Below are 797 nucleotides of genomic sequence, written 5' to 3'. Positions count from 1 at the left end.
CGTGATCTTCCTGGTCCCGACGGCGATGGCCTTCTACTTCGCCCTCACCCGCTGGACGCTCTTCGACAGCGAATTCGTCGGGCTGGCCAACTTCCGCGACTTCCTCGCCGAGCAGAACCTGCGCGTCGGCTTCCGGAACACGATCGTCTACGCCGTGGTCACCAGCGCCCTGAAGGTCGTGCTCGGGCTGCTGCTCGGCGTGCTGCTCACCTCCCGGCTGCGGCTGCGCGGCCTCCTGCGCTCGATCGTCTTCTTCCCGGTGCTGGTGTCCACCGTCGCGGTCGGCATCACCTTCAGCGTCCTGCTCAAGCCGGACACCGGCCTGGTCGACAAGGCCCTCGCGCTGGCCGGCATCGACGGCCCCGACTGGCTCGGCGACGCGAACACGGCGCTGCTCTCGGTGGCGCTGGTGGACGTGTGGAAGGGGGTGGGCCTGGCCACCGTCATCTACATCGCCGGGATCCTGTCCATCCCGCAGGACTACTACCAGGCCGTCGCGGTCGACGGCGGAGGCGCCTGGCACCGGTTCCGGCACGTCACGCTCCCGCTGAGCTGGCCGGCCACCTACTCGGTGATCATCCTGTCGTTCATCGGCGGGCTGCGCTCGTTCGACCTGATCTGGACGATGACCCGCGGCGGCCCCGGGTTCACCAGCGACGTCATCGCCTCGATCATCTACAAGCAGTACCAGGCCGGTTTCTACGGCCTGTCCACCGCCGGCAACGTCCTCCTCTTCGTCGTCGTCACCGCCATCGTGATCCCGCTCAACTGGTTCCTCGGCAGGAGGCAGGTCGCCG

Annotated in this window: 1 protein-coding gene; it reads left to right on the top strand. The window is 68.0% G+C overall.

Features of this window, described 5'->3' with window-relative positions:
- Window positions 1-797: carbohydrate ABC transporter permease (locus ABD841_RS40565; RefSeq protein ID WP_344982408.1), on the top strand; the 797-nt coding region annotated here is incomplete at both ends.

This window comes from Streptosporangium fragile (assembly GCF_039534445.1).
Lineage (GTDB): Bacteria > Actinomycetota > Actinomycetes > Streptosporangiales > Streptosporangiaceae > Streptosporangium > Streptosporangium fragile.
The sequence above is the reverse complement of the archived record's forward strand: the minus strand, read 5'-3'. Positions and strand labels throughout refer to the sequence as shown.